At 70.0% G+C, this 25,230-nt stretch carries 26 protein-coding genes; 8 read left to right on the top strand and 18 right to left on the bottom strand.

The window, feature by feature from the left end; translation table 11 throughout:
- Positions 1 to 173: 173 nt before the first annotated feature.
- The 6 genes from ACFOY2_RS30875 to ACFOY2_RS30850 all read right to left on the bottom strand — a co-directional run bounded on the left by ACFOY2_RS30875 (position 174) and on the right by ACFOY2_RS30850 (position 8,193).
- Positions 174 to 794: a hypothetical protein gene (locus ACFOY2_RS30875; protein ID WP_379531614.1), complete on the bottom strand. Its 621-nt coding sequence runs from the start codon at positions 792 to 794 to the stop codon at positions 174 to 176.
- A 113-nt stretch (positions 795 to 907) separates the two neighbouring features.
- The gene (locus ACFOY2_RS30870; RefSeq protein ID WP_379531613.1) at positions 908 to 1,717 is read right to left on the bottom strand and encodes a DUF1963 domain-containing protein; all 810 of its coding nucleotides are present in this window, start codon (positions 1,715 to 1,717) and stop codon (positions 908 to 910) included.
- 434 nt (positions 1,718 to 2,151) lie between these two features.
- On the bottom strand, positions 2,152 to 2,913 hold the full coding sequence (locus ACFOY2_RS30865) for a maleylpyruvate isomerase N-terminal domain-containing protein (protein ID WP_379531612.1): 762 nt from the start codon (positions 2,911 to 2,913) through the stop codon (positions 2,152 to 2,154).
- A 376-nt stretch (positions 2,914 to 3,289) separates the two neighbouring features.
- Positions 3,290 to 3,757 carry a hemerythrin domain-containing protein gene (locus ACFOY2_RS30860; protein ID WP_379531611.1) on the bottom strand — a complete coding sequence of 156 codons (468 nt, stop codon included), beginning with the start codon at positions 3,755 to 3,757 and terminating at the stop codon, positions 3,290 to 3,292.
- A gap of 946 nt (positions 3,758 to 4,703) precedes the next feature.
- A complete protein-coding gene (locus ACFOY2_RS30855) occupies positions 4,704 to 5,924 on the bottom strand; it encodes a cytochrome P450 family protein (protein WP_379531610.1) in 1,221 nt (406 codons plus the stop codon).
- A gap of 328 nt (positions 5,925 to 6,252) precedes the next feature.
- Positions 6,253 to 8,193, bottom strand: coding sequence for a tetratricopeptide repeat protein (locus tag ACFOY2_RS30850; RefSeq protein WP_379531609.1), 1,941 nt, complete (start codon positions 8,191 to 8,193; stop codon positions 6,253 to 6,255).
- A gap of 206 nt (positions 8,194 to 8,399) precedes the next feature.
- Here ACFOY2_RS30850 and ACFOY2_RS30845 point away from each other — a divergent pair, with 206 nt between their 5' ends.
- Positions 8,400 to 8,549, top strand: a complete 150-nt coding sequence (locus ACFOY2_RS30845; RefSeq protein ID WP_379531608.1) for an alpha/beta fold hydrolase — start codon at positions 8,400 to 8,402, stop codon at positions 8,547 to 8,549.
- A 237-nt stretch (positions 8,550 to 8,786) separates the two neighbouring features.
- On the opposite strand, the gene ACFOY2_RS30840 is transcribed toward ACFOY2_RS30845, so the two are convergent.
- Positions 8,787 to 9,596 (bottom strand): alpha/beta hydrolase, encoded by an 810-nt coding sequence (locus ACFOY2_RS30840; RefSeq protein ID WP_379531607.1) that lies wholly within the window; start codon positions 9,594 to 9,596, stop codon positions 8,787 to 8,789.
- A gap of 109 nt (positions 9,597 to 9,705) precedes the next feature.
- Here ACFOY2_RS30840 and ACFOY2_RS30835 point away from each other — a divergent pair, with 109 nt between their 5' ends.
- From ACFOY2_RS30835 to ACFOY2_RS30820, 4 genes are read left to right on the top strand one after another with little or no spacing between them, the layout of a single operon-like run.
- Positions 9,706 to 10,185, top strand: coding sequence for a methylated-DNA--[protein]-cysteine S-methyltransferase (locus ACFOY2_RS30835; RefSeq protein ID WP_379531606.1), 480 nt, complete (start codon positions 9,706 to 9,708; stop codon positions 10,183 to 10,185).
- The gene (locus tag ACFOY2_RS30830; protein ID WP_379531605.1) at positions 10,182 to 10,868 is read left to right on the top strand and encodes a 2OG-Fe(II) oxygenase; all 687 of its coding nucleotides are present in this window, start codon (positions 10,182 to 10,184) and stop codon (positions 10,866 to 10,868) included. The genes ACFOY2_RS30835 and ACFOY2_RS30830 overlap by 4 nt, the downstream gene beginning before the upstream one ends.
- A complete protein-coding gene (locus ACFOY2_RS30825; RefSeq protein ID WP_379531604.1) occupies positions 10,858 to 11,682 on the top strand; it encodes an Ada metal-binding domain-containing protein in 825 nt (274 codons plus the stop codon). Before ACFOY2_RS30830 ends, ACFOY2_RS30825 begins: the two co-directional genes overlap by 11 nt.
- On the top strand, positions 11,679 to 12,320 hold the full coding sequence (locus ACFOY2_RS30820) for an alpha-ketoglutarate-dependent dioxygenase AlkB family protein (protein ID WP_379531603.1): 642 nt from the start codon (positions 11,679 to 11,681) through the stop codon (positions 12,318 to 12,320). Before ACFOY2_RS30825 ends, ACFOY2_RS30820 begins: the two co-directional genes overlap by 4 nt.
- Here the strand turns inward: ACFOY2_RS30820 and ACFOY2_RS30815 are convergent.
- From ACFOY2_RS30815 to argH, 8 genes are all read right to left on the bottom strand, one after another.
- Positions 12,304 to 12,984 carry a helix-turn-helix domain-containing protein gene (locus ACFOY2_RS30815; RefSeq protein ID WP_379531602.1) on the bottom strand — a complete coding sequence of 227 codons (681 nt, stop codon included), beginning with the start codon at positions 12,982 to 12,984 and terminating at the stop codon, positions 12,304 to 12,306. The two genes, ACFOY2_RS30820 and ACFOY2_RS30815, sit on opposite strands and share 17 nt — an antisense overlap.
- A gap of 57 nt (positions 12,985 to 13,041) precedes the next feature.
- Positions 13,042 to 14,259, bottom strand: coding sequence for an amidohydrolase family protein (locus ACFOY2_RS30810; RefSeq protein ID WP_379531601.1), 1,218 nt, complete (start codon positions 14,257 to 14,259; stop codon positions 13,042 to 13,044).
- 151 nt (positions 14,260 to 14,410) lie between these two features.
- Positions 14,411 to 15,700 (bottom strand): MmgE/PrpD family protein, encoded by a 1,290-nt coding sequence (locus tag ACFOY2_RS30805; RefSeq protein ID WP_379531600.1) that lies wholly within the window; start codon positions 15,698 to 15,700, stop codon positions 14,411 to 14,413.
- Positions 15,697 to 16,536: an ABC transporter substrate-binding protein gene (locus ACFOY2_RS30800; RefSeq protein ID WP_379531599.1), complete on the bottom strand. Its 840-nt coding sequence runs from the start codon at positions 16,534 to 16,536 to the stop codon at positions 15,697 to 15,699. Before ACFOY2_RS30800 ends, ACFOY2_RS30805 begins: the two co-directional genes overlap by 4 nt.
- 10 nt (positions 16,537 to 16,546) lie before the next feature.
- Complete coding sequence (locus ACFOY2_RS30795; protein WP_379531598.1) at positions 16,547 to 17,299, bottom strand: amino acid ABC transporter ATP-binding protein; 753 nt, start codon at positions 17,297 to 17,299, stop codon at positions 16,547 to 16,549.
- Positions 17,296 to 18,117: an amino acid ABC transporter permease gene (locus ACFOY2_RS30790; protein ID WP_379531597.1), complete on the bottom strand. Its 822-nt coding sequence runs from the start codon at positions 18,115 to 18,117 to the stop codon at positions 17,296 to 17,298. The genes ACFOY2_RS30795 and ACFOY2_RS30790 overlap by 4 nt, the downstream gene beginning before the upstream one ends.
- Before the next feature lie 10 nt (positions 18,118 to 18,127).
- Positions 18,128 to 18,694, bottom strand: coding sequence for a helix-turn-helix domain-containing protein (locus ACFOY2_RS30785; RefSeq protein WP_379531596.1), 567 nt, complete (start codon positions 18,692 to 18,694; stop codon positions 18,128 to 18,130).
- Positions 18,691 to 20,109 carry an argininosuccinate lyase gene (argH, locus tag ACFOY2_RS30780; RefSeq protein ID WP_379531595.1) on the bottom strand — a complete coding sequence of 473 codons (1,419 nt, stop codon included), beginning with the start codon at positions 20,107 to 20,109 and terminating at the stop codon, positions 18,691 to 18,693. Before argH ends, ACFOY2_RS30785 begins: the two co-directional genes overlap by 4 nt.
- Before the next feature lie 107 nt (positions 20,110 to 20,216).
- Between argH and speB the strand changes: the two genes are divergently transcribed.
- Together speB and ACFOY2_RS30770 are read left to right on the top strand one after the other, a co-directional pair.
- The gene (gene speB, locus ACFOY2_RS30775) at positions 20,217 to 21,149 is read left to right on the top strand and encodes an agmatinase (RefSeq protein ID WP_379531594.1); all 933 of its coding nucleotides are present in this window, start codon (positions 20,217 to 20,219) and stop codon (positions 21,147 to 21,149) included.
- Positions 21,146 to 22,720: a thiamine pyrophosphate-binding protein gene (locus tag ACFOY2_RS30770; RefSeq protein ID WP_379531593.1), complete on the top strand. Its 1,575-nt coding sequence runs from the start codon at positions 21,146 to 21,148 to the stop codon at positions 22,718 to 22,720. The genes speB and ACFOY2_RS30770 overlap by 4 nt, the downstream gene beginning before the upstream one ends.
- A 98-nt stretch (positions 22,721 to 22,818) precedes the next feature.
- Here ACFOY2_RS30770 and ACFOY2_RS30765 read toward each other — a convergent pair whose 3' ends face one another.
- The gene (locus tag ACFOY2_RS30765; protein ID WP_379531592.1) at positions 22,819 to 23,238 is read right to left on the bottom strand and encodes a hypothetical protein; all 420 of its coding nucleotides are present in this window, start codon (positions 23,236 to 23,238) and stop codon (positions 22,819 to 22,821) included.
- Between the two features lie 90 nt (positions 23,239 to 23,328).
- Here ACFOY2_RS30765 and ACFOY2_RS30760 point away from each other — a divergent pair, with 90 nt between their 5' ends.
- Positions 23,329 to 23,976: a TetR/AcrR family transcriptional regulator gene (locus tag ACFOY2_RS30760; protein ID WP_379531591.1), complete on the top strand. Its 648-nt coding sequence runs from the start codon at positions 23,329 to 23,331 to the stop codon at positions 23,974 to 23,976.
- A 65-nt stretch (positions 23,977 to 24,041) separates the two neighbouring features.
- Here ACFOY2_RS30760 and ACFOY2_RS30755 read toward each other — a convergent pair whose 3' ends face one another.
- Both ACFOY2_RS30755 and ACFOY2_RS30750 read right to left on the bottom strand, forming a co-directional pair.
- Positions 24,042 to 24,401, bottom strand: coding sequence for a nucleotide pyrophosphohydrolase (locus tag ACFOY2_RS30755; protein ID WP_379531590.1), 360 nt, complete (start codon positions 24,399 to 24,401; stop codon positions 24,042 to 24,044).
- 32 nt (positions 24,402 to 24,433) lie between these two features.
- Positions 24,434 to 25,183, bottom strand: coding sequence for a maleylpyruvate isomerase family mycothiol-dependent enzyme (locus tag ACFOY2_RS30750; protein WP_379531589.1), 750 nt, complete (start codon positions 25,181 to 25,183; stop codon positions 24,434 to 24,436).
- Between the last annotated feature and the right edge of the window lie 47 nt (positions 25,184 to 25,230).

Genomic DNA, 25,230 nt, shown 5'->3' with positions numbered 1-25,230 from the left:
CACAGGCTCGTCACCGGGGCGGGCCGGAGGCTGAGGGCGACACACCACTTGCATGGCGCGAGCCGCAAAAAGCGCCTCACGCCCTGACGCATGGGGCCGGGGAACATCCCACCGCGACTGGAGTCCAGTCTGATCAGTTCTGTACGGCGAAGCCGCCCGTCCCGGCGGTCGCCTTACGGAAACAGCTGCCGCAAGTCGGCGAGGCGCTTCCGGGTGAAGTCGAGCTGGTCCTTCCAGTCGCAGTACAGCGCCTGCCAGCCGAACACCCCGCGCATCTCGATCGCCCGCTCGAAGTACTCGGCGACCCCGATGGACATCGGAAACAGCTCCCCGCGATGCTCCAGCCACAGCGGAGCCGACCCCGCCCGCAGTTCGAGCTTCACCTCCACGGCGTCGCCCATTCGAGGGTGATATTCGAGCACGCACAGCCGCTCTTGCAGGTCCCGCAGCTCGGCGGGCAGATCGTCCCACCAGGCGGGCGCGCGGGTCGGCGGGGTCGGGGTCTCCCAGCAGAACTCGCCCCCGTTGTGCTCCACGCCGTCCAGGCGGTAGCGCCAGGCCACTCCCACCTTGTCCTCCCTGCCCGCGACCAGGCGGTCCGTCAGTGGGCGCAGGGCTGGGTCCAGCTCGCAACCGGGGACGGCGCGGGTGGCCGCCTCCTGGGTCCGCTGCCAGCGCAGGTCATAGTCCGCCGCCGGATCGTCGATCGGCTTGACGAACCTGCCCCACTCCTTGTCGACTTCGATATCGGGGTGCCGGCGCAGGTCTATGACCATGCGGGACAACTGAGGCATCGAGTCAAGGTTCATGACGCCGAATTGTCGCAGATGCGCCTTGATGAACGGAGCACGATCGTTCGTGCTGATCAACAGCGACTTCGGAAGTTCAGCAACACCCTCTGACGTGCTCAGCAGCAGCGCTCTTCCACCCTGGCCTTGGTGAAGTCCCCCGCCGCGAACGCCTTCGCCGGGATCGTGAAGTACATCGTTCCGGCGTTGCACCAGCGCCATCCGAGCCGCTCGTCCTCTGCGAGCTGAAGCAGATGGATTTCCGGGCCATCGGCGTCGCGGTAGGTCACCCTGGGCTCGTCCGAACTGCGGTACGAGGTGTCGGGCCAGCCGAAGGCACAGTGCTTGTCTGCGGTGTTCGAGTCGAGGTCGCCCATCTCGGTGAGGATGAGCGATGTTGCGTCCGAGTGCTTGTCCCTGTCGAACTCCACATCGCTGTTCTCGACGTCATAGCCGTCCGGGAGCATGATGACCTGGGCCGCGTGGACGGGCGTGGCCGGGTATCTCTTGGCCGGTCCGGGGGCGACTGTCTCAACCGCCCGTACCGGATCGGCGGGAATCACGCGACACGCCTCAGGTCCGTATATGTCAAGCCCCCGGTACTCCTCGTACGGCACGTCCAGATCGAGAGAGAAGAAGTTGAGCAGGTCCGGCCGCATGGGCAGTTCGTCCCCGAGCCAGGGGGCGAGGGCGTCGGTGTCGAGAACGGCGTACAGAGACAGCGGAAAGCCGCCGATCTCGGGCCAGGGGGCGCCCAGTTCGAGCAGGGCGGGGCCGCCGAGTCGACATCGTCCAGTGGCCTGGGCGTCGTCTGCCGGAGGGTCCAACCGGAAGCCACGGCGAGCCATGGCCGCGAACTGCCGCCCGGCCTTCTCACCGAGCCGTTCGATGCATACCTGAAGCAGGCTCGCATGGTCGTCGAATTCCACGCCTGGAGTTTCTCAGTTGCCGCTTGCCACCCAGGAGCCTGAGGGAGTTCTGCCAGGTTTCGTCCGTTCTTGGCCCGAGCGGCGGATGCCTACGACTGATGGTTCGCTCGGAGTTCGCGAACAGCTCGGATTCAGGGTAGCCAGCCAACTCGGGCTCGGGACAGCCGGCGGGGGCTTGGCGGTGGCGACGGCCGCACGAAGAACGGTCGTCGCCACCACGTTGGTCAGCCCGGTCGTGGCGATCGTTCTGCCGCCCTGCTCACAACCTGGCCGGACGTCTCTTCAGCTGCCTGGCATGCCTCAGTCGGCTGTGCCGGCGCCCGGTCACGATCTTCCTACCGTATCGGGTGGGTCGTTGCGAGGGCGCGCTTGGGTGGTGGTCTCACTTGCCGTACAGAGTGATCGTACGGCGTGTGAGGGGAAAATGTGGTAGGTCAGGCTGCCCAGTTCGGGTCGCGGCCGAGATACGCCAAGAGGTGATCCTGGGGTGAGGCGTTCGTCGGGACCGTCAGCGGGTGAGCGAACCTGGTCGGACGGTCGGCGTCCGTCACGAACAGGTGGGCCAGGTCGAGCAGTTCGTCGGCCATGGCCGCCGGGATCGGATGGCGGTCGCCGCAGGACCTGGCGATGTCCCAGCCATGTACGGCGATCTCTATCGCGCCCACGGCGGCGACCATCGGGGAGGTCAGGCGGTGGTCGTTGACGGAGATCGGGTGGTCGTCGGTGAGCTTGGCCGTCCACAGACCGAGGACCTTGGTGGCGTCGTCCCTCAGGAGGAGGGCCGGGTTCGGGAGGAGCGCCGGGTTGCCGCCCTCCTGGGTGCCGGCTGTCGCGGGATGGCGTGGCTTTCCCGTTTGGCGTGGCATATGGGGGTGACACGACTTTTGCAGGCGATGCGGCCTCCGTGGAGGCAGTGGCCCGTTTCGGGGCTGAGGGTCATGGGGGCTCTGAGGACGTAGCGGTGTCTGGGGGTGGTGTGACCATTGCACGAAGGGAATGTGGTCTGACGCTGCCTCCATCAGAGTGTGGAGGGAGGTGCTCAGGTGGCCCAGGAGGTGCTGCAACGTCCAGCCCCGGCAGGGCGTGGGGCGGCACAACGTTGCCGGGGTCACGATGCGCAGACTGCCGAGCGTGTAGTCGATCGCGCGTTCCAGCAGGGCCACGCCCGCCTTCAACGCCTGTCCCTGGTCGCCCATATCGGCCTCCTCGTAGATGGAGACCGGCGTGCGAGTAAAAAATCATCGGCCTGGAGACGAGTTCCTGGACGCTTAACCTCCCGCCAGGGACTGATCGGCATCTGTTGCCGGCGCATCAGCCGTCACCCCTCATGACCGCATACACGACCTTGCCGCCCGACCTCGGCCAGCGATATCCCCACCTCTTCGCTAATGCCGCGATGATCATCAGCCCTCGCCCGGACTCGTCCATTCCCCCCATCGTCGCGTTGAGCATCGGCGGATTCCGACAGCGCGACCGCCTCTTCCGCCGCCGCGCGCCCTTCCGCGTACGCACCGTCGGCCAAGCGGACCTCAGCGAGGTTCAAACGTGCTCCTGGAAGGTCATCAGCCGCGATCAGAGCGGTCCGAGGAGGTCATGCGGATCGGCGTCGAGGTCCAGCGTTGACAGGACGCCCAAGAGTGCGCGCTCCTCGTACCGGAAATGGGACTCCATGATCGCGGAGAGGCCGTCCAGGTGCATGGCCAGCTCGCCCGGCGTGGCGTCCGAGGTGATCGCGCGGTCGAACCGCCCGAGCAGCATCGCGATCATCTCGTGGTCCTGCTGGAGCTTGGCGATCGTGGGCCGCAGCGACGGATGGCGCGCGGACAGTTCGGGAAGGAGCCCGACGTCTTCGCGCACGTGATGCCCGTCGAGGGCGGCACAGAATCCCTTGCAGTACAGCAGGAGGTCTGCCCGTGCCGAGGCGGTGTCCCCGGCTTCCAGGGATTCGCGCGCGAGGCGCAGTGCCCGATGCAGGCGTTGATGCGCCGCCTGCAGTTCAAGGTTCCAGGCTATGAGCCTGTTCTTCTCGCTCTCACCCACGGGTGGGGAACGGGGAAAGGGTCATCATGACCACCTTCCGGATCCGACGCCTCCATGCCTGACGCAGTCCGCCACCGACACGCGACGCTACCTGGAACTCTAAACCGACGACCCCCAGACGATCAACTCAGGCCGACCGTCCCACACGGTCATCGTGATCCGGCGCCTGATCCGCAAAGTGTGGACGGCCTACTGATGGAAGACGCGACCCACCCGATGCCCGTGACCTATCCGCGCGAACTCTTAGCTGATCAGAGACGCTGGAACCTTTCGCCTCCCTCTGGTGTAGGTGGAGCGAGGAGGTTGGCGTGATGAGATGGTTGTTGGCGGGTGTGTTGATCGTCGCGGCTGGGTGCGGAAGCGGAGGGTCTTCAGCGGGATCGGCGCCGGGTGGGCTTGCTGGGGCGTCCGGAACGCCTGAGAGCTCCCCCACGAGGGTGAACATTCCTTCCGCCACTGCGAGACCCAGCGCAAACCCGAGCGTCCCTGGCGTGAAAGCGGACGCTCCCGCTGCGAGGCCGAGCGGCATTGGGTGTAACGGGACTCCGGTCTTTCTCAGTGCGGGGTTTCCCGAGGTTCGGGGGGCGTCGCGGGATGCCGAGTTGTGGGGGCTGCTGTTCGTGGAGAAGACGCCACTCACCCGGGGTGCGGAGATCAAGATCGTGTGGCGGATGACCGGTGAAGGGCCGTTGCGGGTCAAGGCCGCGCTCCCGGACGGCACCTCCGCCACGCTCCTATGGGGCCCTGAACAGCATGACGGGTCGACTTGGCGTCGACCTGGTGAAGAGTGGGGGACCGGGTTCGTCTTTCCGAAGCGGGGATGTTGGAAGGTCGAGCTCAGCCGGACGCGTGGGTCGGGCCACGTCTGGCTTCCCGTCAGGTGAGGTGTACCCCTGCCCCGGTCGGAACGTCAGGTGCCGAGGGGCAGGGGCCGGAAGTCAGGGGGTCAGGGCCGGGCGACGCCGAGGTTGACCGGCAGCGACAGCGGGCCGACCGTGAGGAACGACGGCGTGTACGGGATGTCGTCGGGGTCGATCGCGAGGCTGAGCTCCGGCAGCCGCCGGTACAGCGTGGCGAGCGCCAGCCGGCTCTCCAGCCGGGCCAGCGGCGCCCCGATGCAGTAACGCGGGCCGTGGCCGAATCCGAGGTTCCCGGTCTGCTCGCGGGTGATGTCGAACTGGTCCGCGCTCTCCCCGTACTCGGCCGGATCGAGGCCGCTCACCTGGAAGGCCACGCCCACCGCCTCGCCCTTGGGGATGCGCACCCCGGCGACGGTCACGTCCTCCGCCGTGAAACGGAAGCCGACCATCATCGCCGAGTGGCGGTAGCGCACGGTCTCCTCGACCACGTCGGCCCAGCGGTCCTCGGCCTTGGCCAGCCGGAGCTGGTCAGGGTTGCGTGCCAGCGCCATGATGGCGTACCCGAGCAGGTGGACGGTGGTCTCGTGGCCGGCGATGAGCATGAGCCACAGGAGGCCGACCAGTTCGTCGGTGGTGAGCTTGTCGCCCTCGTCGCGGGCCTGGACCAGGCCGGAAGTGAGGTCGTCGCCCGGCTCCCGCCGCTTGTGCTCCACCAGTTCGTGCAGGAACGCCTGGAGGTCGTTCTGCGCCGCCATCGCCGCCTCCGGCGGTGTGGTGTGCGCCACCAGCGTGGCGGTCCAGTTCCGCAGGCGGAGCCGGTCCTCGGCGGGGATGCCGAACAACTCGCAGATCACCCAGATCGGCAGCGCCTCGGTGAAGGCGGGTACCAGGTCGACGCCGTCGCCGGCGGCCACCACGTCGTCCAGCAGGTCATCGATGATCTGCTGGATGCGCGGCTCCAGGGCCTGCACCCGGGCCGGCGTGAACGCCCTGCCGACCAGTCCGCGCAGGCGCCTGTGGTCGCCGCCGTCCCGGGTCCCCAGGTGGCCGCCCTCAACGATGGGGCGCAGCGGCCAGTCGTCGGGGATCGACCCGTCGTGGAGCGCGGGCCAGTGCCGGGGATCCCTGAGGAACGTCTTGTTGTCCCCGGCGAGGATCTCCCGCGCGGCCCTGTGGGTCAGGGCCAGGTACGCGGGCACGCCCCCGGGGAACTCCACCTCGACCACGGGAGCGATCTCCCTCAACCGGATGCAGGTGTCGAGCGGGCTCTCGTCCACGGCAGGGAAGGAGGGGAGGTCTGTTGTCATGTGACGCCTTTGGAGAGGAGGTAGGTGAGAGATCAGCGATCTCATCAAATATCCGTCATGATCAAGAAACAACACCGACCAGCGATCAGTAACGCGATGGTTACCTCGCGTTCGCTTTCAGCGTGCCGCCTCCGGACAGGGGCTGCCGGCGGGCCCGATTCCGCCGAAACTCAAACCACGCCGGACCAGAGCACCAAGCTGTGACAATCCACTCGGTGATGGAAAACTCGAAGCCGGCGCGGTCATCACCCCGGCCGCGCGCAAGACCGGCCGGGACCGGTCGAAACCCGGGCCTACCCGGCGTCTGAACCTGGCTCGGCAAGTCCGCCTACGTCAGGCGGCGCAGGACCGAGCGCGCGTGCGCCAAGTGGTGCTCGTGAGCCTCGGGCAGAGCTGCGGCCAGCGACTGGTACAGCGCGACCGCCTCTTCCGCCGCCGCGCGCCCTTCCGCGTACGCACCGTCGGCCAAGCGGACCTCAGCGAGGTTCAGCAGCGCGTTCGCGTGCCCGTGGCTGTAGCGAGCCGGATGCCGCGCGGCCAGCCGCCGGTGCATCTCCACCGACTCCACCGTGGCCGCCAGCGCCTCGGCGTGTTCACCTCGCCGGGACCGGATGAGACCGTGATCGGTCAACGCAAAGGCGAGATACCCCGCCAGAGGGTGCGGATCGAGCCCGTACAGTCGCCGGTAAATGGCCAGGCACCGCAGCGAGACACTCAGCGCCTCCTCAAGGTCCGACACTGACCCGCACAACGTGTGCAGCGCGAGCGCGAGGGTCTGCTCATGCTTGTCGGGGTCGGCGGGCACAAGCGCCGTGAGCAGGGCGACGGCTTCCCGCGCGGCCTCCACCGCCTCCTCCTGACGGTCCAGGTCCGCCAGGACGCACGACGTGTTGTTCAACGCCAGCGCGAGTTCCGCCGCATCTTCGTGGCGGCGGGCGATCTCGACCGCCTCGGAGTTCGCCGCCAGCGCCTCCTCGACCCGATTCAGGTCATGCAGGTCGATGCCCAGGTGGTTGAGGCTGACGCACAAGCTCAGCTCTCCCTCCCGGGCCTTCGCCCGGAAATCGGCTGCGTGGTTGTCCCGCCTCTCATCATCGCACTCGATGCCTTCGATGAAGTCCTCGTCGAGTTCATCGTCATCGAACAGATCGTTGACTTCACTCAGCCCGCCATCCTCGAAAAGCCCCCTGCCCACCGGCTGATCACCTGCGTCGAAATCCTCCTCCCACCAGGCGGGGAACAGACGCTCGAATCGGTGTTGGCGATCCAACGCCCGCGCCGCGAGTGCACGCTCGTGGCGCACGGCTTCTTCGCCGGCAGCCACGGCCTCGCGATACCGGCCTGACCATCTCAGGCTGACGGCGACATTGCTCAGTGTGTCAGCAAGGATGCGCAGGCCTGAGAAGTCATCGTCCGCATCGACCGACCGTCTGCCCATCTCCACCAGCTCGACGAAGGCCGCGTACGCCTCCTCGTACCGTCCGACCTGTGCGAAAGCCTCGCCCAGCCGCCCCAACGCTTCAGCCAGCCGGCTCATGATGAACCAGTCCGGCTCATCACCGGCGTCGTTGTAACCGCGCCAGATGTTCTCCGCCTCAGTCGCGGCGTCGACGGCTTCGTCGAAACGGCCGACGCTGGTGAGACAGTCGGCGTACTGGGCGAGCGCGTGCGCCAAGGTATAGCCCTTCGTCCGGACGGGCCCACTGTCGGGTTGCCGCCGGATTTCACCTACCGCCTCGGCGGCCGAGTCCAGCGCTTCATCGTGCCGTTTGAGCCGCACCAAGGTGCTGATGACCTCGGCTCGCGCGTCGTTCGCCAGATCAAGCGCGGATGCGTCCACGACCGCCAGGCGCACGCTCATCACCTGCTTCTCCTGTATGACCGGCAACATTTCCTCATGGCGCTCGAGCTCCTCGAGGACGTGCCCCAGAGAGTGCAACGTGCGGCGGTAATCGTTCAGGAAGTCGTCGGCGACCTCGGTGCCGGCCGCTCGGTAGACGTCGACCGCTTCGAGATAGGCCAGCCGCGCGAGCGCGTACCAGCTCGGGTACTCCAGCTCGGCGCCAAGGCTTCGCAACGGCTCGGCCAGCGCGTCCGGGCTGGGCCAGGTTTCGCGGGGCTGCCCGCGCAGAGCCTCGATCTGCTCCATGAGGACCCGTACGTCTTTCAGCCTGGGACCGTCAGGTAACCAGGAGAGTCGAGGATAGCGAGTGTCGAATGGCCCGGGATGTTGCAGCAACATCGCTAAATCGATGCGATCTTCCACCATGGCCGGGACGATAGCGTAGCCCTACGTCAAACCAGCACCATGCCAAGATCGCGCACGTCACGGCGCCGAGCAGGTGAGAGGCTCAGTCGGCCGCCGGGCTGCCGGTTTCTGGAGTCCTCTGCTCTGAGTCCCGAAGTCGACTTCACTGGCTGGTGCACAGTGGTGGGATTACGTCGGTTTCCGTGGCCGTGGCCACCAGGCGCCTCATGCCCTCGGGAACCTCGTCGGCGTACCAGTACGACGCGGTGCCGAACGCGCGGATCGAGCTGCTGCCCGGCGTCGGGCACCTACCCATGGTGGAAGCGCCCGAGACGACCGGCAACCTCCTGCTGGGCTTCACGGCAACGGGCCGCTGACAGCCCGCCCATGATCTCTGAGGCCCGGACCGGTCACGTGTTGCCGACCGGGACGCCACCTGACCGAAGCGGTGGGTCTTCAGCGGGAACGGCGCCGGTGGGCTTGCTGGGGCGTCCGGAACGCCTGAGAGCTCCCCCACGAGCGTGAACGTTCCTTCCGCGACCGCGAGACCCAGACGGCTGTTGAGCCCACAGCCCCCGCGCCGGGCCAAGATCCCGGGCGGGGGTGCTCGGGAGTCAGATGGCCAGGGCTCGGTCTACGAAAGTGGTGACGTCGTTCAGGACCTCGTTCTTGTTGGTTTCGTTGAAGACCTCGTGCCGGGCCCCTGGATAGATGCGTTCGGTGAAGTTCGTGCCCTTGACGGTTTCGATGCCGGTGCGGCTGCCGGGGAGGGGCACCAGGGCGTCGTCTTCTCCGTGCACCCACAGCGTGGGCAGCGGCCCGAACGTGCCGCCCTTGGCGATCGTGGTCAGTGTGGTCGCGAACGCCTCCACCGTGGGCCGTTGGAACGGGCCGTGCCACACCAGCGGGTCGGCGGCGTACGCCTCGCCGACCGCGAGGTCGCGGGAGAGGGTGGCCGGGTCGATGGGGGTGTCGGGGATCTCGGCGAGGGCCATCAGGGTGGGGATGACCTCCCATTCGCCGATCACCGGGCCGGACAGGACGAGGGCGGCCAGGCCGGAGCTGTGGTGCTGGGCGTAGCGGGCCGCGATCATGCCGCCCATCGAGTGACCGATCAGTACGAGGGGCACGCCCGGGTGCTCGGCCCTGGCGCGGGTTTCGACGGAGTGGGCGTCGGTGACCACGTCCTCGAAGTCCTCGATGAGCACCCGGTCGCCCTCCGACTTGCCGTGGCCCATGTGGTCGAGGCCGTAGACGGCGGCGCCGTGGCGGACGAGGTGGTCGGCGACGTGCTCGTAGCGGCCGATGTGCTCGCCGTATCCGTGGATCAGCAGGGCGATGTATCGCGACTGGTCGTGGGGCCATTCGCGAACCTTGATGAGCCCCCTCGTGCCGGTGAACGTGTGCTCTCGCGACTCGGCCATGCTCACTCCTCTTTCGAAGAACTCCGAAACTGTGGTGATCACCCAGAAGCCCATGCTGCCACGTCCGAAAACCGCCGACTTCTCGCGGCCCGGCGGTGTTGTAGAAGGTATGGACATCTACACCACGATCGACAGCCCGTTGGGCGAGATCCTGCTCGTCGGGGACGGCTCGGCGCTGACGCGCGTGTCGTTCGACGTGGACGTGCGGCCCGAGTGGCGGCGGGGGACGTTCGCCGAGGCCGAGCGGCAGTTCAGCGAGTACTTCGCGGGCGAGCGCACCTCGTTCGACCTGGACGGCGTCACACGCGGCAGCGCGTTCCAGGAGCGGGTGTGGGCCGAGGTGGCGGCGCTGCCGTACGGCACCACGACGACCTACGGCGCGCTGACCGCCCGCATCGGGGCGCCCCGCGACCGGATCCGCGCGGTCGGCGCGGCCATCGGCGCGAACCCGCTGCTCGTCGTCCGCCCCTGCCACCGCGTCGTCGGCGTCGACGGGGCGCTGATCGGGTACGCCGGGGGCGTCGAGCGCAAGCGCAGCCTGCTCACGCTCGAAGGCGTGCTGCAGCAGCAGCTCTGGAGCGTGTCATGAAGGCCGACTGGACGGAGTTGGCCAAGGAGGTCAACGCGTACGGCTGCGCGCTGACCCCGCAGGTGCTGACGCCCGAGGAGTGCAAGGAGATCGCCGGCCTGTACGACGAGGTCGGCCTGTTCAGGTCCACGATCGACATGGAGCGCTACCGGTTCGGCGCCGGGCAGTACCGCTACTTCGCCCGTCCGTTCCCGCCGTTGGTCGAACGGCTGCGGGCGGCGTTCTACCCGCACCTGCTGCCGATCGCCCGCGACTGGGCGGCCAAGCTCGGCTGGCCGGCGCCGTGGCCGGACGACTTCGGCGAGTGGCTCGACATGTGTCACCGGGCCGGGCAGACCAAGCCGACCCCCATCCTGCTCCGGTACGGTCCTGACGACTGGAACGCCCTTCACCGCGACCTTTATGGCGATCTGGTGTTCCCGCTGCAGGTCGTGATCGGGCTGGACCGGCCGGGCGAGGACTACGCCGGGGGCGAGTTCCTGCTGGTGGAGCAGCGGCCTCGGGCTCAGTCCCGTGGCACGGTGACGCTGCTGCCGCAGGGACACGGGTTGATCTTCACGACGCGCGACCGGCCGGTGCGGTCTTCGCGCGGCTGGTCGGCCTCGCCGGTGCGGCACGGGGTGAGCACCGTACGGTCGGGGCTCCGGCACACGCTGGGGCTCGTCTTCCACGATGCCCGCTGATCGGATGACGTACACGCTGGTCGGGGCCGATGGCCGCTCCTACGCCAGCCCCATGCCCGGAACGCTGGGCGGGCATCGGAGGGCGCGGCTGTACGGGCGGCTCGACTGCCCGTCGGCGCTGCGGGCCATCGCCCGTGGGGGATATATCCAGCATCGGGTGTTCTTCGCCGACGCCGGGGACGCGGTGGCGGCCGGGTACCGCCCCTGCGCGGTCTGCCTGCCCGATGCCTACCAGGCGTGGCGGCTGAACACCGGGAAGGAGGACCCGAACGACCGCGTCAGGCCCAGGATCGAGCGAGGGAAGGTGATTGGCCCGGTCTCCGAAGGTGCCGTCACGGTGCCGGAGGTCGAGGCAGGGACGGCCATCGACCCCGTCTCCGAAGGTGGCGTCACGGCGTCAGAGTTGGAGACGGTGATCGAGTTGCTCGGGCCGCGCGCAGGAAGCATCGTCATCGGGCACGGCAGGGACGCCGCCCCCGTGGCCGAGGCGTTCGCGGGCGCCTGGCGCGGCACGGTGCTGGCGGTGGTGTCCTGGCCGGATCGGGCGGCGTCGTGGTTGCGGCAGGCCAGGCGGTTCACCGCCGAGACGCCCGACGCCTGGGTGGTGGCGGGGGCGCCGCTCGGGTGGGCCAGGATGGGCGAGCGGCTGCGGCTCAGTACGGATTGGGATCCGCGCCGTACGGTCGGCTTCGCGTCCACGATGGGAGCCGTCGCCCTGGCGGCGCCTGGGACACTGGAGGGCATGCGGGGATCCGACCGTAGCGGAAACGTCTGGCAGGTCGGACGGAACATCATTTATCGGGAAATATCGTGATTCCGTCGCAAATATGGGAGATCGCGCCCGGCGCGGTACATGTGCCCGGCTGGCTCACCCTGGACGAGCAGCGCCACCTCGTCCAGGCCTGCCGCGAATGGGCCAGGGGCCCGGTGCCGATCCGGCACACCGTGCTGCCCGGAGGCGGCGTCATGTCCGTACAGACGGTCTGCGTGGGCTGGCACTGGCAGCCGTACCGGTACACCCGCCTGGCCCACGACGTGAACGGCCGCAAGGTGGCCGACTTCCCCGACTGGCTCGGCGACCTGGGCCGCCGCGCCCTGGAGAGCGCCTACGACCACCCGGCCGACTCCTACGAGCCCGACACCGCCCTGATCAACTTCTACGACGGCCAGGCCAGGATGGGCATGCACCAGGACAAGGACGAAAAGTCGGACGCCCCGGTGGTGTCGCTCAGCGTCGGCGACACGTGCGTGTTCCGCTTCGGCAACACCCAGACGCGCGGCAAACCGTACACGGATGTCGAGCTCGCCTCCGGCGACCTGTTCGTCTTCGGCGGCCCGTCGCGCCTGGCCTACCACGGCGTGCCGAAGGTCTACCCGGGGACGGGCGACCCCGCCACCGGCCTGACCTCCGGCCGCCTGAACCTGACGATGCGCGTCACTGGCCTACGGTGAGGTAGTCGAACTCGTCGTCGCCGAGCGTGCGCCGCAACGTCCGCAGCACCTTGGCCGCGTCGTCGTCCGGTCCCTGTACGTAGAAAGGCTTGCCCTCGCGCCCGAACGTGATCGCCGACTCGCCCTCCCACTTGCCCAGTACCTCGGAGGCGGGCGCGAAGTCGTCATGGGGCTCGAACCCCAGCCCTCGGGCGTAGTCGACGGACCCGAACACCAGGTGCCGCGCCAGCTCGATCGGCGCCTCCTGCCAGCCCTGGTACTCGCCGAAGAAGAACTCGCGAAAACGAGCGAGCTCCCGGTCGTCGAGCACGTCGGGCCCGATCGCGTTCTTCGCGCCCAGGCAGTAGGCGTCGACGAGGTAGCCGGAGACCGACATCCTGTCCCAGTTGTGCCGCCGGGCGACCAGGACGCACACGATGCCGTCCGCGCCCGACTCAGGGCCCTCGTCGACCCACCCCCGGGCCGGATCGACGCCGAGCCCCGCGCTCCAGCCGTGGTTGACCCAGCAGCCGACCACCTCGGGCTCGGCGGTGCCGGCGCTCTCCTCGGCGATGGCCCGCACCAGCGGCGCGACGACCGACGGCGAGACCTTGAGCGCCCTGGCGATCTCCTTCGGGGAGCGGCCCTGCAGGCGCAGCTCGCGTACCCGATCCTTCAAGTCCATCTGCGCAGCTTAGCGTCATGGGGACAGGCGGCGGGCCAAGGCAGTTTACGGTTTCCGTCAGCCGACTGATGCGGTCACGGTGTCGACGCCGCTCTGCCCGACAGAACGCCCTGACACGAGCACGAGGACGAGGTCGCGCAGGTCGGACAGGCGCTGCAGCGGGTCGCCTGCGACCGCGATCAGGTCGGCCCGCTTGCCCACCTCCAGAGTGCCGGTGACCTCGCCGACCCCGCAGGCGTCCGCCGCCAGTACCGTGGCCAGCTCGATGACCTGCGCGTTGGAGTAGCCGGCCATCGCGAACACCTCAAGACCGCCCACGTAGCCGTCGGTCGGGTTGGCGATGCCGCCGATGGCGAACCCGGCGTCGGTGCCCGCGATGAGCCGCACGCCGGCCTCGCGCATCGCCGCGACCCCGGCCAGCCAGGCGTCGAGCATCTCCTGCCCGTGCACCTCGCGGATCCGCCAGAACGCGCCGTGCACGGTCGGGCAGACGTAGCTGTCGCCGGCCGCGAGCAGGTCGGCCAGCTCGGGGTCGTAGCGATGGCCCCGCGGGGTGAAGAACGTGCAGTGTTCGATGGTGGCGACCCCGGCCTCGACGCAACTGCGGATGGCCGCGTGCGCGTGGGCGTGGGCCGCGACGCCCTTGCCCCGGTCGGCGGCCTCCTCGACGACCACGCGGATCTGCTCGGTGGTGTACTGCGGCACCCAGCTCGGTGGCGCGCCCGGCGTCATCTGGCCGCCGGAGGCCATCACCTTGAGGCAGTCGGCGCCCGCCCGCAGGTTCTCCCTGGCGACGCGGCGGATGGCGGGCTCGTCGTCGGCCTCGCCGCCCATGTACCAGCAGTGGCCGCCGGTGATCGTGATGGGCCTGGTCGCGGCCAGCAGGTGGGGGCCGACGGCCAGGCCCTCCTCGATGGCGTCGCGCAGGACCAGGTCGAGGAAGCCGCGCCCGCCGAGGTCGCGGGCGGTGGTGACGCCCGCGGAGACGAGCTTGCGGGCGTTCTCGGCCATCCGCAGCAGCAGGTGGTGATCGCTCTCCTGGCCGCGCCTGGTGATCGGGTCGACCGCGGCGTCGAACCCCAGGTGCACGTGCGCGTCGATCAGTCCCGGCAGGACGGTGCAGCCGGGCAGGTCGAGGAGCTCGCCCGGGGTGTCGCCGGCGCTGCCGCGCGGCCCGACGGAGACGATCGAGGCGCCGTCGATGACGATCTCACCGTCCGGGATCACCTCTCCCGGACGCCCGGTGAGCACCTTGGCGGCGCGAATGATCCGCATGATCCCAGATTGCCACGTGCCTAAAGGCGCGAGAAGGGGATCGTAGGAGCTGCGGGGCAGCGCGGGACGTTGGCCACGCCGGTCGGCCAGATCACGCTGGACACCCGGCCGGGCCGCCGGGCCCCGCACGCCCAGGGCCCGCACGGGATCGTCACAGGAGTGGGAGCAGGGCTCGCGCGTCCGGGTGGGCATCGAGGGTCATGACCTGCTCCGCCAGGCGCTCCCGGCCCGGTGCGAGGCCGTGGAACTTGGCGAGCAGCCGCTCGTCGGAGAGCGGGTTGGCAGGAGAGCCGAGCGGGTCGCGCACCCTGGCCCGCCGGACGGCGCCCGAGGTCGTGGTGACGGTCAGGGCCGGCTCGTCGATGCCGCCCAACTCCGGGTCCACCTCCAGGTCGATGAGGTCCATGAGCGCGGCGGCCCGGGGGTCGCCGCGCCGTTCCGGGGCATAGGCGGCCAGGTCGGCGTCGCCGTAAAGGATTCTGGCGGCGATGCCGTACGGCAGGCTCAGCTGGGCGCGGGAGAGGGTGGCGACGTCGCGGCCGCCGCACATGTCGGCCACGAGCGGGCTCAGGCGCACGTGGATGCGGGCGATCTCGCCGAAGCGCAGGTCCAGGCCGCCGATCGCGTCGATGGAGGAGTGGGTGCTGCGGCAGGACGCGTATGGCTTGATGGAGCAGCGCGAGATCCGCCACACCGTGCCGAGGTCGCGGGTCAGCGCGCCGGGGTCGGCGTCGGCGCCCGCGTAGGTCCGCAGGAAGCCGCCCCACACGTCGTCGAAGATCCGGCCGGGGCCGCTCGTGCCGGACGCGGCCAGCAGCGCGGCGGTCAGGCCGCCCTCGGCGGCGCGGCCCGCGTGCAACCGCTTGCTCACCGCGCCGTCGTGCACGAAGGCCCACAGGCCGCCGGAGAAGCCGGCCGCCAGCCCCAGCGCGTGGGCGGTTCGCGTGCTGTCCAGTCCCAGCAGTCGCGCGCTCGCCGCCGCCGCGCCGAACGTGCCGCAGGTGCCCGTCGAGTGCCATCCGGCCTCGTTGTGCGCGGCGTAGCCGCCACACGCCTCCAGCGCCCGGCGGGCCACGTCATACCCCAGGACGACCGCCTCCAGCAGTTCGGAGCCGCTGACCGGGCGGTCTGCGAGGCTGAGGCAGGCCAGCGCGGCGGGCACCACCACGGCCCCGGAGTGATCGCAGCCGCCGGTGTCGTCGAGTTCGAGCGCGTGCGCCGCGACGCCGTTCAGCAGTGCCGCGTCACGCGGCGCCACGGCCAGCCCGGTCCCCCAGATGGGTGCGTTCCCCGGACCGCTCAGGCCGGGAGCGGGGGCGACGGCCCCGGCCAGGGCGGCGCCGAGCGTGTCGAGAAGGTGGCGTTTGGCCCGCTCGACCACGTCGGTGGGCAGCGGCGGCGGCTTCGAGATGAGCTCGGCGAGCGGGAGGAGCGGTGTCACGTGGCCGCGCCGTTGAGGGTGATCTGCTTGATGGCGTTGTCCTTGAGGCCCCACTTGTCGAGCAGGCTCGCGTAGGTGCCGTCCTGCTGCAGGCCGGCCAGCGCCTTGATGACCGCGTCGCGCAGGCGCGGGTCCTGCTTGCCGAATCCCATGGCCTGGTTGACCTCGGTGAACGGCTCTCCGACGAGGTTGAACTTGCCCGGGTCCTGCTCGGCGATGTACGGAAGCGTCTCGCTGCCCTGGACGGCGGCGTCGACCCGGCCCTGGGTGAGCTGGGTGCGCGCGTCCGCGGAGCCCTCCGTGCCGACGACCTTGATCGGCTTGCCGGAGCAGTTCTTCTCGCTCCACTTCTTGATCTCGCCGGGGAAGGAGGTGCGGCGGCTGGCGCCCACGGTCTTGCCGCACAGTTCCTTCGGGTCGGCGACCTTGGTCGTGGCGAAGAACTGCGCGCCCGAGCTCAGGTAGCCGACGAGGTCGAGCGTCTCGCGGCGTTCTGGCAGGTCGCTCATCCCCGAAAGGATCATATCGATCCGACCGGTGGTGACCGCGCTCTGCAACTGCTCGAAGGACGTCTCCTGCCACTTGACCGTGACGCCGAGCTTCTTGCCGATGGCGTTGCCGAGGTCGATGTCGAAGCCGGTGAGCTGGTTGGTCGCAGGGTCCTTGAACTCCAGCGGCGGGTAGTTGGGCACGTTGCCGATCACCACGGTCTTGGATTCGGCGATCTTCGGGGGGAGCCCGCCGTCCGATGCGGCCTTGAGGTTCTCCGGCGCCTGCGCGGTGCAGGCGGTCGCGGCCAGGGCGAGACAGGCGAGAAGAAAGATGGGACGAGACAAGACTGAACTCCTAGAGAACTGCTGACAGGAAGGTCTTCGTACGCTCATGGGTGGGGTTGACCAGGACCTCGTCGGGGGTGCCCGTCTCGATGACGCGGCCGTCGTCCATGAAGACGACCTGGTTCGCGACCTCCTTGGCGAACCCCAGCTCGTGGGTGACGACGACCATGGTCATGCCGGACGCGGCCAGGTCGCGCATGACCGCCAGTACCTCGCCGACCAGCTCCGGGTCGAGCGCGGAGGTGGGCTCGTCGAACAACATCAGCCTCGGGCGCATCGCCAGCGCGCGGGCGATCGCGACCCGCTGCTGCTGCCCGCCCGACAGAGTCGAGGGGTAGGCGCCGGCCTTGTCCGTCAGCCCCACCCGCTCCAGCAGCTCCATCGCCCGGGCCTGGGCGGTGTCGCGCGATTCGCGCAGCACTCTGATCGGCCCCTCGACCACGTTCTCCAGCGCGGTCATGTGCGGGAACAGGTTGAAGCGCTGGAACACCATCCCGATCGGCCGCCGCTGCCGGGCGATCTGGGCGTCGCTGAGCTGGTGCAGCTTCCCGTCCCGCTCGACGTAGCCGAGCAGCTCGCCGTCGACCCAGGCGGCCCCCTCGTCGATCGTCTCCAGCTGGTTGATGCAGCGCAGGAACGTGCTCTTGCCCGAGCCTGACGGCCCGATGACGCACAACACCTCGCCCGCGGCCACCTCCAGCGAGATGCCCTTGAGCACGTGGTGGGCGCCGAAGCGCTTGTGGACGTCGACCGTCTTGATCATTTCTTCACCCCTCGGGAGAAGCGGCGCTCGACGACCATCTGGCCCAGGCTGAGGATGGTGACCACGATCAGGTACCAGAACGTCGCCACGAACAGCAGCTCCATGACGCGGTTGTTGGCGTAGTAGACGTTCTGGGCGCTGTGCAGCACCTCCTGGTACTGGATCGCGCTGGCCAGCGACGTCAGCTTCACCATGCTGATGAACTCGTTGCCGATCGGGGGCAGGATGACCCGCATCGCCTGCGGCAACACGATCCTGCGCATCGTCTGGAAGCGCGTCATCCCGATCGCCTGCGCGGCCTCGGTCTGCCCCTGGTCGACCGAGAGGATGCCGCCGCGTACCACTTCGGAGGTGTAGGCGCCCTGGCAGATGCCCAGCCCGAGCAGCGCGGCGACGAACGGGGTCATCAGGTCGACCGTGCGCGCCTCGAAGACGCCGGGGATGACGACGTAGGGGAAGACCAGCGCCAGGTTGAACCAGAGGAACAGCTGCAGCAGTTGCGGCGTGCCGCGGAAGATCCAGGTGTAGAGGAAGGAGACGCCGCGGGTGACGGGGTTGCTCGACATCCGCATCACCGCGAACAGCACGCCCAGAGCCACCCCGAGGATCATGGCGAGCACGGCCATGACGATGGTGTTGACCACGCCGGTCAGGATGGCCTGCGCGGTCAGGTACTGGCCGACCACGCTCCATTCGATCTGCCCGCCGGCGAACGAGACGACGATCGCCGCGAGGGCGGCCACCACGACGATCGCCGCCACGTAGCGGCCGTAGTGTTTGCGCGCCACCCGGGGCAGGTGGGCGACATCTGTGGACATGGGGATCTCCTCACGTGCGAGAGGTCAGCGCGGGTGACAACACCCACAGGACTCGGGTGGCCTCGTCGCCGGGGTTGGTGAAGGTGTGGGGGGTGCCGCCGGGGAACAGGAACGAGTCGCCCTCGCGCATCTCGACCCGCTCGCCCGACGCCTCGATCGTGAACAGGCCCTTCAGGACGTGCACGAACTCGATGTCGACGGGAAGCGCGTACGGCTCGTGGCCCGACCCGCCGCCCGGCTCGATCTCGCTGAGCAGGACCAGCATCCTGTGCTCGTCCTTCGGCGTCAGCTGGTACTCGGTCATGCCGCTGCCGCCGAACTCGAGCCTGGCCCGGCTCTCGGACCTGACCAGCCGCCCGCCCGAGCCGTCGAACAGGTCGGCCACGTCCAGGTCGAGCGCCTCGCACAGGCGCAGCAGCGAGGCGACCGAGATGGACACCTGGCCGCGCTCGAACCTGGACAGGAAGCCCTTGGTGAGCCGGGCCCGCTCGGCCACCTCGGTCAGGCTGAGCCTGCGCCGCCGCCGCAGTTCGCGGGCCCGAGGGCCCAGACCGGGCGAATCCGGAATCGAGATCACGCCGCGGGTCCCCGGTAGTCACAGCCCCAGGCGCGCTGCCGCTCCAGCAGGCCGGCGAGGCGGTCGATCTGCTCAAGGACCCGGTCGGGCGAGGTGGCGCCGTAGCCGGTGCGCGCGGCCAGGGCCGCCTCGACGGTGAGGTGCGGACGCACGTCCGGCGTCAGCCGCGCGTCCACCTCGGCCAGCTCCGCGTCCGACAGCTCGTGCAGGTCCAGGCCCTTGTCCTCGCACGTTCGCACGAGCGCGCCGGTGATCTCGTGGGCCTCGGTGAACGGCACGCCGCGGCGCGCGAGCCAGTCGGCCACCTCGGTGGCCAGCGTGAAGCCCTCGGTCGCCTGCCTGCGCAACTCCTCGACGTTCACCGACAGCGTGCGCACCAGCCCGGCCATGGCGGGCAGCACGATCACCAGGGTGTCCACGGTGTCGAAGACGGCCGCCTTGTCCTCGGACAGGTCCCTGTTGTAGGCCAGCGGCATCGCCTTCAGCGTCGCCATCAGGCCGTTGAGGTTGCCGAGCAGCCGGCCCGCCTTGCCCCTGGTGAGCTCGGCGATGTCGGGGTTCTTCTTCTGCGGCATGATCGAGCTGCCGGTGGCGAAGGAGTCGTGCAGCTCCACCCAGCGGAACTGGCGCGAGGCCCAGGTGCAGATCTCCTCGGCCAGCCGCGACAGGTTCACCCCCAGCATCGAGGCGGCGAACAGGAACTCGGCCACGTGGTCGCGGCTGGCGACGGCGTCGATGGAGTTCTCGCACGGCCCGTCGTAGCCCAGCTCCGTGGCCGACAGCTCCGGATGCACGGCTATCGCGGAGCCGGCCAGCGCCGCCGAGCCCAGCGGGGAGCGGGCGGTGCGCCGGTCCCAGTCCTCGAGCCGGTCGGCGTCGCGGGCGAACGCCTGCGCGTGGGCCAGCAGCTGGTGCCCGAACACGATCGGCTGGGCGGGCTGCAGGTGGGTGAAGCCGGGCGCCGCGCTGCGGACGTGACGGCGGGCCTGCGCGACCAGGGCGTCCTGCAGTTCGGCCAGCGCCAGCACCAGCTTCCTGGCGTGGTCGCGCAGGTACAGCCGCAGGTCGTTGGCCGTCTGGTCGTTGCGCGAGCGGCCGGCGCGCAGCTTGCCGCCCACCTCGCCCAGCCGCTCGACCAGGACGCGTTCCAGGAAGGTGTGCACGTCCTCGTCGGAGGCGTTCGGGCCGACGCGTCCGGCGCGTACGTCCTCGTCCAGCGTGTCGATCCCGGCCAGCAGCCGCTCCGCCTCGGCCTCGTCGACGATCTCGGCCCGCAGCAGCTCGCGGACGTGGGAGCGCGAGCCCGCCAGGTCGTAGGCCGACATGCGGAAGTAGCTGTCGGGCGCGCGGGAGAGGGCGAGCAGGGACGGGTCGGCGGGCGAACGGAAGCGTCCGCCCCAGAGCTGATCAGACAACGCGGTTGCCTTCCGGTAAACGAAGTTTTCCGACATAGTGGTCTGCGTCGCCAGGGGTGTCAATAGCTCCTTTTGTACCGAAATATGCTGTTAACGAGGGGAATTTCATGTCTCAGGGACCCGTCGACGCCTCGCAGGTGCCGCGCTTCGCAGGGCCCGACACCTATGCCCGGTTGCCCCGCCTCGACCAGGTGGAGCGGGCCGACGTCGCGATCGTCGGCGTGCCGTTCGACAGCGGGGTCTCCTACCGTCCCGGCGCCCGCTTCGGCCCGGCCGCGGTGCGTCAGGGCAGCAAGCTCATCAGGCCCTACAACCCGGCGCTGGACGTCTCGCCGTTCGCCGACCTGCAGGTCGCCGACGCCGGGGACATCGCCTGCAACCCGTTCGACATCGGCCAGGCCATCGACACGATCGAGCAGGCCGTCGGGGAGTTCGACGCCAGGCTCGTCACCATCGGCGGCGACCACACCATCGCGCTGCCGCTCCTGCGTGACGCGCACCGCAAGCACGGGCCGCTGGCGCTGCTGCACTTCGACGCCCACCTGGACACCTGGGACACCTACTTCGGCGCCGAGTACACCCACGGCACGCCGTTCCGCCGCGCGGTGGACGAAGGCATCCTCGACACCGAGGCGCTCAGCCACGTCGGCATCAGGGGGCCGCTGTACGGCAAGGCCGACCTGGCCGAGGACCGCAGGCTCGGCTTCGGCATCGTCACCTCGTCCGACGTCATGCGGCGCGGCCCCGACGAGATCGCCGACGCCCTGCGCCAGCGGATCGGCGAGCGCCCGCTCTACATCTCCGTCGACATCGACGCGCTCGACCCCGCCCACGCCCCGGGCACGGGCACCCCGGAGGCGGGTGGCCTGACCAGCCGTGAGCTGCTGGAGATCCTGCGCGGGCTGTCGGGCTGCAACCTGGTCGGCGCCGACGTGGTGGAGGTGGCACCCGCCTACGACCACGCCGAGATCACCTCGGTCGCGGCCGCGCACGTCGCCTACGACCTGATCAGCCTGTTCGCGCTGGGGAAGCGGGCATGAGAACCGGGGGCGACCTGGTCGTCGAGACCCTGGTCGCGCTCGGCGCCACGACCGTGTTCGGCGAGCCAGGCCAGCACGCGCTGGCCATGTTCGACGCGCTGCGCCGCTCGCCGCTGCGCTACGTCGGATGCCGTACGGAACTGGGCGTCGCCTTCGCCGCCGACGGCCACGCCCGCGCCACCGGGACGGTGACCCCGTTCCTGGTCTCCACCGGCCCCGGCGCGCTGGCGACCCTGCCCGCCCTGATGGAGTCGCGCCTGGCCTGCGCGCCCGTGGTCGGGATCTCCAGCCAGATCCCGTCCGACGGGCTGGGGGGCCGCAGGAAGGGATACCTCCACGAGCTCCCCGACCAGGCGGCCTCCTTCCGCGGCGTGGCCACCTCGGTCCAGGTCGTGCGGGCGGCCTCGCAGATTCCCTCCGCCCTGGCCCGGGCATGGGAGGCGGCGCTCAGCGTGCCGCAGGGGCCCGCGTGGGTGGAGATCCCGCAGGACGTCCTGCTCGCGCCCGTGGACATCCCGGCAGTGGCCGACCTGTCCGTGCGTCCGAGCACACCCCGGCCCCGGGCCGAGCTGGTACGGCAGGCCGTCCAGGCGCTCGACTCCGCCTCGAACCCCGTCATCCTGGCCGGCGGCGGGGTCGCCCTGTCCGGGGCGGGGCCAGAGCTCCTGACTCTGGCCGAGAGGCTGCGCTCGCCGGTGGCCACCACATTCGCCGCGAAAGGCGTCTTCCCCCGCGAGCACCCGCTGTCGCTGCGGTCATGGCTGGAGGACCGCTTCGTCACCGAGTTCCTCCAAGAGGCGGACGTGCTGCTGGTCGCGGGTACGGGGCTGGGGGAACTGTCCAGCAACTACCACACGATGCGCCCGCGGGGCCGCGTCATCCACGTCGAGGCCGACCTCGGCAAGCTGGAAGCCAACGTGAGCGGTTCGCTCGCCGTGCACGCCGACGCCAGGGCGACGCTGGGCGCGCTCGCGCAGGCGGTGCGCCCCAGAGAGGCCGACGGGCGCGCGGAGGCGGACGTGGCGGACGTGCTGCGGCGGGTGCGCGACCGGCTCAGCGGGCACGAGCAGGAGTTCGCGCTCCTGGAGGCGATCCCGTCCGAGGTGTTGTCGTTCTGGGACATGACCATCCTCACCTACTGGGCGTGGTCGGCCTTCCCCGGCCACATGTGGTCGGCGCAGGGCGCGGGCGGCCTCGGGTACGCGCTGCCCGCCGCGGTCGGCGCGGCGGCCTCCGGGCAGCGCGCGCTCGCGATCTCCGGCGACGGGGGCGCGATGTACGGACTGGCGGAACTCGCCACCATGCGCCAGCACGACCTGGACGTCACCTGGCTGATCGTCGACGACGGGGGCTACGGCATCCTGCGCGAGTACATGACCGGCGCGTTCGGCACCCCGACCGGCACCGAACTGGTCAGGCCGGACTTCGCCGGCCTGGCCGCGTCGTTCGGGGTGCCCGCCCGCCTCGCCACGCCCGCGTCCCTGGCCCAGGATCTCGCTGACGCCCTGGCCGAGCGGGGACCGAACGTCGTGGTCCTGCACGCCGCCCCTCGCATGTTCGCCCCAACCTAGTCCCGGCACCGTCGACGTCCACGCCTGCGGGAAGGCCGTCACCTACGCCGAGGCGTCCTTCCCACCGTCGACGTCCACGCCTGCGGGAAAGCCGTCACCTATGCCGAGACGTTCTTCCCGCGGCGGCGCCAGGCCGCCAGCAGCATCGCCGCGGGCACCGCCCCGAGCACGAACGGCGTCGGCTCCATCACGGCCGCCCCGCCCAGCGCCCAGAGCGCCACGCCGATCCCCAGGTACGGCGGCGGCACCTGGCCGCGCCGCCCGAACCCGACGACCAGCGCCCCGATCAGCCCCAAGGGCACCGCGAAGCTCCCCCAGACCAGCCAGAACGCCCCCTCGTTCGGGGCCAGCACGGCCAGGAAGTCAGGTCCTGGCGGGAACGTCCAGAGCGCGCCGCCGAACCAGCTCGGGATGTGCCGCGCGCTCAGCACCGAGGTGATCGCCAGGTGCACGCCGGCCAGGGTCATCAGGATGCCGCCCGCCCACACCACGCTCTTCGAGGAAGTTTCGGAACTCATGGTTCCGAATGATGCGCCCGGTCGCCCACGGGACGCAACGTCGGCTACGTCACATTACGGATACGGCAGTTCCGTAATAGAATGCCGCGCATGACACAACCGGTGGGCCGGCCACGGGACGGCCGGGTGGACGGGGCGATCGCGGCGGCGGCCCGCGAGCTGCTGGCCGAGCATGGGTACGCCCAGCTCACCGTCGACGCCGTCGCGAGCAGGGCGGGCGTCGGCAAGGCCGCCATCTACCGGCGTCACCCGACCAAACAGGCGATGATCTTCGCGGCGGTCATGCACGATCTGGAGCTGGCGACACCGCCCGACGCCGGTTCGCTGGCCGCCGACCTGGCCGCGGTCACCCACGTCATCGTCTCGTCCCTGTCCGCGCCGCCACCAGGAGTGGTGCCAGGGCTGCTGGCCGACGTGCACGCCGACGCCGGACTGGCGGAGGCGTTCGCGGGGACGTTCATCAAGGCCGAACGCGACTGCATCACCGAGGTCCTCGACCGGGCGGTGGGACGGGGCGAGCTGCCGCGACGGCCCGACCCTGCGGCGGTGCACGCGATGCTGCTCGGGCCGATCTTCGCCTGGCTGTTCCTGCTGGTCGAAGAGCCCGAACGGCTCCCCGGCTTCGCCGCCGACCTGGCGGCGGGCCTGGCCCGCCTGCTGACCTCGGACCCGGCCGACGACACCCCGCACCCTGACAGCACCCCGGCACCCGCACCCCGAGGCCACCTCGGCACCTGACCCCGAGGGTGGCCCGACGCCCGCACCCTTTGGGCGGCCCGGCCGTCGCACCCCACGCCCGGCCGTCAACCGTTCGAGGTTGGTGGCGCCTTTCTGGCCGAGCCGCGATAGAGGTCGGCGTCGTAGCGGCGGTCGTTCTCGTCGAGCTTGGCCCGGGCCGCCTCCACCAGGTCGACGCCGAGCACGTCGGCCAGCCGCACGAGGTACAGCGTCACGTCGCCCAGTTCCGTCCGCATCCTGGCGAGCGCGTCGGGGTCAGGACTCCCGGACTCCTCCGCCGTGAGCCACTGGAACTCCGCCACCAGCTCCCCCACCTCGCCCGCGAGCGCCATCGCCAGGTTCTTCGGCGTGTGGAACTGCTCCCAGTCCCTGACCCTGGCGAACGCGCGCAGCCGCTCGGCGAGCTGCTCCAACTCCGTCGTCACGTCGCACGACCCTACCGAGTACGTCGCGCGTCTTACTGGGTCGCCGCCCACAACATCCCGCGCAGCCGTTCGACCAGCTCGGGATCCCCGCCGAACGTCAGAGACTTTCCGTCCGAGCGCCGCCACAACCACAGCAGCACCTCCTGCGGAGTCCCCTCGACCGTCGCCTCGGCGGGCGCGGTGTCGCCCTTGGCGACCTCGACGCGCTCCCGGGTCGGACGCACCAGCCAGCGCTCCGCCCCGGACTCGATCGCCACGGCCCGCCCGTCGGCGGCGGTGAGGGCGTCGCCGAACTCCTCCGGCCACTTGCCCGACCCGTAGCCCAGGAAGATCAGGAGGACCTCGTCGATGCCGTCCACGGCCAGGTCGTCGGGGATCGGCGCGACGGGCTCGCCCGCCGCCAGCTCGGCGTCGACCCGGTGGATGACCGTCTCCTGCGCCATGCGCCTGATCCAGTAGCCGACGCTCTGGTCGTCGTCGTAGAAGGTGACGGCTTCGTCCTGCGGCTTGCGGGCGTCGAACTCCGCGCGCAACTGGCCGAAGGCGTGTTCCGCGAAGCGGACGGGGTGGGCCGGATCGGGCTCCGGCGGCCACGGCTCAGGCCAGGTGCCGCGCCGCATGATCTCAGCCTTGTGCAGGTAGACCTCGCCGACGTGATACAGCAGGTCGGCGACGGTCCAGCCCGGACAGGACGGAACGGCCGCCGCCAGATCGCGGGTGGCGGCCCACCGCAAGCGCTCGTGGTCGCGGTCGAGAAGCTCCAGGTACCGCAGAGAGTCCATGGAGCCAATTCAAACATATGATCGGACCCCCAACCGGTACGCTTTCG

Origin of the sequence: Nonomuraea purpurea (assembly GCF_042650645.1) — a bacterium.
Classification (GTDB): Bacteria; Actinomycetota; Actinomycetes; order Streptosporangiales; family Streptosporangiaceae; genus Nonomuraea; species Nonomuraea purpurea.
The sequence above is the reverse complement of the archived record's forward strand: the minus strand, read 5'-3'. Positions and strand labels throughout refer to the sequence as shown.

Excerpts from the sequence above, each read along its gene's own strand:
- ACFOY2_RS30875 (WP_379531614.1), bottom strand. The coding sequence starts at position 794 with ATGCCTCAGTTGTCCCGCATGGTCATAGACCTGCGCCGGCACCCCGAT.
- ACFOY2_RS30865 (WP_379531612.1), bottom strand. The coding sequence starts at position 2,913 with ATGGGCGACCAGGGACAGGCGTTGAAGGCGGGCGTGGCCCTGCTGGAA.
- ACFOY2_RS30855 (WP_379531610.1), bottom strand. The coding sequence starts at position 5,924 with ATGACAACAGACCTCCCCTCCTTCCCTGCCGTGGACGAGAGCCCGCTC.
- ACFOY2_RS30850 (WP_379531609.1), bottom strand. The coding sequence starts at position 8,193 with ATGGTGGAAGATCGCATCGATTTAGCGATGTTGCTGCAACATCCCGGG.
- ACFOY2_RS30845 (WP_379531608.1), top strand. The coding sequence starts at position 8,400 with ATGCCCTCGGGAACCTCGTCGGCGTACCAGTACGACGCGGTGCCGAAC.
- ACFOY2_RS30840 (WP_379531607.1), bottom strand. The coding sequence starts at position 9,596 with ATGGCCGAGTCGCGAGAGCACACGTTCACCGGCACGAGGGGGCTCATC.
- ACFOY2_RS30835 (WP_379531606.1), top strand. The coding sequence starts at position 9,706 with ATGGACATCTACACCACGATCGACAGCCCGTTGGGCGAGATCCTGCTC.
- ACFOY2_RS30830 (WP_379531605.1), top strand. The coding sequence starts at position 10,182 with ATGAAGGCCGACTGGACGGAGTTGGCCAAGGAGGTCAACGCGTACGGC.
- ACFOY2_RS30825 (WP_379531604.1), top strand. The coding sequence starts at position 10,858 with ATGCCCGCTGATCGGATGACGTACACGCTGGTCGGGGCCGATGGCCGC.
- ACFOY2_RS30815 (WP_379531602.1), bottom strand. The coding sequence starts at position 12,984 with ATGGACTTGAAGGATCGGGTACGCGAGCTGCGCCTGCAGGGCCGCTCC.
- ACFOY2_RS30810 (WP_379531601.1), bottom strand. The coding sequence starts at position 14,259 with ATGCGGATCATTCGCGCCGCCAAGGTGCTCACCGGGCGTCCGGGAGAG.
- ACFOY2_RS30795 (WP_379531598.1), bottom strand. The coding sequence starts at position 17,299 with ATGATCAAGACGGTCGACGTCCACAAGCGCTTCGGCGCCCACCACGTG.
- ACFOY2_RS30790 (WP_379531597.1), bottom strand. The coding sequence starts at position 18,117 with ATGTCCACAGATGTCGCCCACCTGCCCCGGGTGGCGCGCAAACACTAC.
- speB (WP_379531594.1), top strand. The coding sequence starts at position 20,217 with ATGTCTCAGGGACCCGTCGACGCCTCGCAGGTGCCGCGCTTCGCAGGG.
- ACFOY2_RS30770 (WP_379531593.1), top strand. The coding sequence starts at position 21,146 with ATGAGAACCGGGGGCGACCTGGTCGTCGAGACCCTGGTCGCGCTCGGC.
- ACFOY2_RS30765 (WP_379531592.1), bottom strand. The coding sequence starts at position 23,238 with ATGAGTTCCGAAACTTCCTCGAAGAGCGTGGTGTGGGCGGGCGGCATC.
- ACFOY2_RS30760 (WP_379531591.1), top strand. The coding sequence starts at position 23,329 with ATGACACAACCGGTGGGCCGGCCACGGGACGGCCGGGTGGACGGGGCG.
- ACFOY2_RS30750 (WP_379531589.1), bottom strand. The coding sequence starts at position 25,183 with ATGGACTCTCTGCGGTACCTGGAGCTTCTCGACCGCGACCACGAGCGC.